Annotated in this window: 4 protein-coding genes; 1 reads left to right on the top strand and 3 read right to left on the bottom strand. The window is 57.1% G+C overall.

What is annotated here, in order from left to right:
• Positions 1–500: 500 nt before the first annotated feature.
• The gene (locus AWB81_RS45425) at positions 501–773 is read right to left on the bottom strand and encodes a hypothetical protein (protein WP_144444346.1); all 273 of its coding nucleotides are present in this window, start codon (positions 771–773) and stop codon (positions 501–503) included.
• Positions 774–1,271: 498 nt separating this feature from the next.
• Here AWB81_RS45425 and AWB81_RS40930 point away from each other — a divergent pair, with 498 nt between their 5' ends.
• Positions 1,272–1,997, top strand: a complete 726-nt coding sequence (locus AWB81_RS40930; protein WP_143753514.1) for a hypothetical protein — start codon at positions 1,272–1,274, stop codon at positions 1,995–1,997.
• A 455-nt stretch (positions 1,998–2,452) separates the two neighbouring features.
• On the opposite strand, the gene AWB81_RS40925 is transcribed toward AWB81_RS40930, so the two are convergent.
• Both AWB81_RS40925 and AWB81_RS40920 read right to left on the bottom strand, forming a co-directional pair.
• Positions 2,453–2,941 (bottom strand): hypothetical protein, encoded by a 489-nt coding sequence (locus AWB81_RS40925; RefSeq protein ID WP_087135571.1) that lies wholly within the window; start codon positions 2,939–2,941, stop codon positions 2,453–2,455.
• 12 nt (positions 2,942–2,953) lie between these two features.
• Positions 2,954–3,727: a DUF2092 domain-containing protein gene (locus AWB81_RS40920; protein ID WP_062644128.1), complete on the bottom strand. Its 774-nt coding sequence runs from the start codon at positions 3,725–3,727 to the stop codon at positions 2,954–2,956.
• Positions 3,728–4,001 lie beyond the last annotated feature (274 nt).

Below are 4,001 nucleotides of genomic sequence, written 5' to 3'. Positions count from 1 at the left end.
CCAACACCGTTTGCGGGGGCCGTCTTCGTTCTCGACCGTCAGCGCGTACACCCGCTGGACGTGCCATTCACGGACGCAGTCAAAGTCGTTTCACGCTGGGGCTCGGGGGCAAAGGACTTGGTCGCCGCCATGAAAAAGGGCAACCAACCTTCAGGTAAGCCGACGCACTTGGGATGATGTCGATTTTCCATTTTCCGTCATCCGCACACTGTGTAACAATCGACCGATGTTTGTCCCGCAATTGCCTCGCCTGCGGCAGGCTGCCCATTCGCGACCAGGTACCCGTGGATCGAATAGCTGGACCGCAGACAACAGGTAGAACGGCTTGCCTCTTGTGGAGGAAATCAAGAGAACCTATGCAGTATGTAGGTGAGGAATCGAGACTCGTTATCTCATCGGATGGAACTAAGCCCGTGTCAACAGGCGCGGGATCCGCGGGTCATGACGCACATCGATGACCATGCTTAAGCTGATATCGGTCGCGTCTTCGTGTAGCGCGTTCAGAATGTAGTTGAACGCGAAGGGCAAAACAGCGCTGGGCAACTTAGTAACGCGGTGGCGCCTCCCGGAAGCCATTCGCTGCCAGAAGCCTGTGTCCAGGACGGATTTTCGCGCCAGTCTTCGGGCAGTGCGCCCTCTCCCAACTCGGCGATCTTGACTCGCTCACCGACCTCCACGCGCAACAATCGGTAGGTGTCGGGCAGGTCAGCGGCCGAGCCGATCTCATGAACGAGCGTTTCCCGGATGAGCCTAGCGTTCGATAACTTCTTCACGATACCGCTTTCACACGGCTCGGTTAGCCAGGGCTAACGCCGTTTAGAGTACGCTGACGGCCCCGCGCCGTTACCATCTTCCCGCCCGTGCAACACGTGTCGCCGCATGGCCAGCCGTTCGATTGGAGTAAGAGCAGGGACGTGCGGCGCCTCGCTTCCAGCTACAGCGGTTGCCCCACGCGTTCACACGGTAGTTCGAATGTCGGCTCTGCCCCCCGAGTTCGACACTTTCTCGCGTAAGTCATTGATTTTGTTACTGCAGGGGCAGCATTTTTGTCCCTACACTGTTGTCGCTAACCCATTTCGATCCGGATGCCTAGTTTCACTTGAACCGTCTCTATGTCAATCTCATCATAGAACAGGCGGCATTCGCGAACTCGTCGCCCGGAGCAGCGACGTTGTCGGCAACTGATTCATTTCGGCGCCGGCGGCAACATCCATCGAGGAACGCACGGGAGTGAACTTGTCAGGCATCAGTGCGCCGTCTATAACTTCAGGATGCGTGCTTTCTATGAGTGGAAGGTGCAGTTGAATGGAGGGGCCCTGTCACTGTCACGGCTTGCATGGATTCTTTCCCTTGGAACGGTTTTTCTGGCTAGCTGTGGCGGTCCGGGTACCAGTCTGAACGCCGGAGTCGCAGCGCCGAATATTTCGGTTCCTTCGGCGACAACAGACTCGCTGACGTCGCCGCACCTCAGCTGGGAGGTGCTGGACTTGACTCCCAGCTCTTCGCAACCGGTCTTGAGCCCGTCGGGATTGTTTCCGGGCGACTTTTCAACGGCGGTAATCGGCGCTCACGCGTTTTTGGTCAAACTGTATGCCGGCACCCCGCAGGGCGTGGGCAACTTGACACTGGGTGGCAGCATTCGCGAGGTCCAGTGTGGGTATTTCTACACTGCGACATCTTCCGGGTCCCTACTACGGCAAGCGGTTCCCGTAGGCCACCCGGTCAGCCGTCTTCTCGAGGGCGATTTCCAGACCGAGACCCCGGGCGAGATGTCGGCCCTCGCCTACATTGTTGTCGACTTCAACAGCCAGATGCCACCCGCGAACAATGACCGCCAAATCTGTCCAATGGCGTACACCGACCCCCTCGTCTCACCCGAACTGCATATGGGCGTAACGTTCAATGGCACACTGAGGCTGTGGGGCATGGCGTCGACGCGCGCCGATGCAGCTCGACGATCAACTGTATGGCTGACCATAAAGGTCCTTCCGGAATAGACATCAGCCGAGCGCATTTGCGTTTTGTAACGCGAAGAGGTGCGGTTTTCGACCGAGACGGGTCTCGGCCATCTCCTGCAAAGTTCGCGGGCGTGCGACTGCGGACGTTCAAACGGCCGTTCCGCCCAGGCAGCCGACGTTCACACGCCGATCACTCTCGTCGCATGATCGGCCATACCCGCGGCTCTCAATCTCTCGAACTCAGTCAGTTTGCAGCGACCGCTCCTGAGCATCGCGGTTACGCGCGATCGCCCCATCGAAGCCGCGCAAGCCGGCCGAAAACGGTCCCCAATCCGAACGCCCGAAGACGCCGTGGCAAGGCTTGTTGGTCGAGAATGACTGACACCGGAACGCGCCGTAGCCCGTTGTGGATGATCAGCTGAATTCTGCCATACGGTACAAACTGAGATCGCCCGCAGCAATGCGTCCATAAAATGCGCATCGGGCAAAGAGCATTAATACGGAGGATTCACTACTACGTATTGTGAGCCTTGGGGTTGGTACCAGGTGCTGCCACATTGCTGGTAGACCATTCCCCCATAGTTGATCGGAACACAATTTGCCGGCACGGTTCGGGTCATGGAGCCAATCACCGCAGAAGTCACCGCAACGGTCGCGCCAACCGCGACCGCAGTCGCGACTGGATGGTAGTCGTTGTCCCAACCTCCATTTCCATTTGCTTGAACATTCACATTGGTATTCCTGTTGACATTTACGTTGTTGTTTACGTTGTTGACACTGGTGCTTCGGACATTGTTCGTGCGCGCGTCGGCCCTGCTGTTGTTAACCTGAACATTCTGTCTGTTGTTAGCACCAGCCGATTGGGCGCGCGCGCCACCGCCGCCTCCACGACCTTGCGCCTCTGCGATGGGTGCTAAAGCGAAGTTGGCGAAGACGAGCGTGGCCAGTGGCACCCATTGCAACTGGCTGAGTGATTTCTTCATGTTGGATCTCCTTTACTTTGCTTTCACCGGCACGATCTCTATCTTGGTAGAGCCTTTGGGCGGCACGAACGTGAAAACCGAGTCTGTGAATTCCGGCTTCAAATCCCATTGCAACAGGGAGACCGATTGTGGGCGGGCATCGTCGGCTCGATTGGTTATGACGATCTTGCGCGGCAGGGGCTTTCCTCCAGCGGATATCCAGATCTGCCAGTCGATATCGCCCTGACGGAACGCGTAATGGTCACAAAGATCGTTTCCGATAAAGTCCTGGCCGGCATTCATCGCAGATTCAATCTTGTCGAGGGGCGCAGCATCGGTACCCCAGACAAAGAGATCCGCCAATGGCACTTCCATGCCGTACTTCACTCGCAATCTGTCGATCAGCTCACCGTTCGTGCCGGCAAATTCGACCGATGAGTAATACTTTTGTAATGGTGTATAGAGGGTGACGGTCTTTCCGTCGTAGAAGAGTTCGCGCGTGGAGCGCGGGCTATGCATCACCACGTGCAGCCTGTGTGGACGAACGACATCCAGATCTGCCGTCGCCGTGTGCTGCAGCTTTTGACCGTCCTGCAGAACTCGCTCGGCGCTCAGTTCGTTTGAAACCCGAAAGCGCTTCAACGTTTGCAAATATGCGCCCATAGCCTTGAGTGCCTGAATCGATCCCTGATTGACAGCGCTCGCCGCAGGCTGCGCCTCGCTCGCCGGCTGGGTCTGCGCGTAACTGGACGGTCCGGCGACTGACATAATAGCTAGCAGGCCGAGGACAAAAATCTTCCGTTGCATGGCTGTCTCCTGATGTCAAGCACCGTTAGAGCTATACGGACGAATCGCCGTCGGCTTAATATCGCTTTGGCTGATCGAGGGAGAGCCGCCGCGTTTTCGTTATAGACCAATCTTGACATCGGCGTTGCGGTTCACTGTCGTCCGATGTCCGGCTCTAGATTCCTTGACTGAATTGATCTTGTAGCAGTCGAGTCAAGTTTCTACGCGGCGATTTTGACCTGATCGCACCAGGTGTTAACGGCCTTCTCAGCGGTGCGGAAGCTGCGCTGCAAAG

This window comes from Caballeronia arationis (assembly GCF_001544975.2).
Classification (GTDB): Bacteria; Pseudomonadota; Gammaproteobacteria; order Burkholderiales; family Burkholderiaceae; genus Caballeronia; species Caballeronia arationis.
This window is presented reverse-complemented; position numbering and strand designations above follow the sequence as displayed.

Coding starts and splice junctions, on each gene's coding strand:
- AWB81_RS40930 (WP_143753514.1), top strand. CDS start 1,272: ATGCGTGCTTTCTATGAGTGGAAGGTGCAGTTGAATGGAGGGGCCCTG.
- AWB81_RS40925 (WP_087135571.1), bottom strand. CDS start 2,941: ATGAAGAAATCACTCAGCCAGTTGCAATGGGTGCCACTGGCCACGCTC.
- AWB81_RS40920 (WP_062644128.1), bottom strand. CDS start 3,727: ATGCAACGGAAGATTTTTGTCCTCGGCCTGCTAGCTATTATGTCAGTC.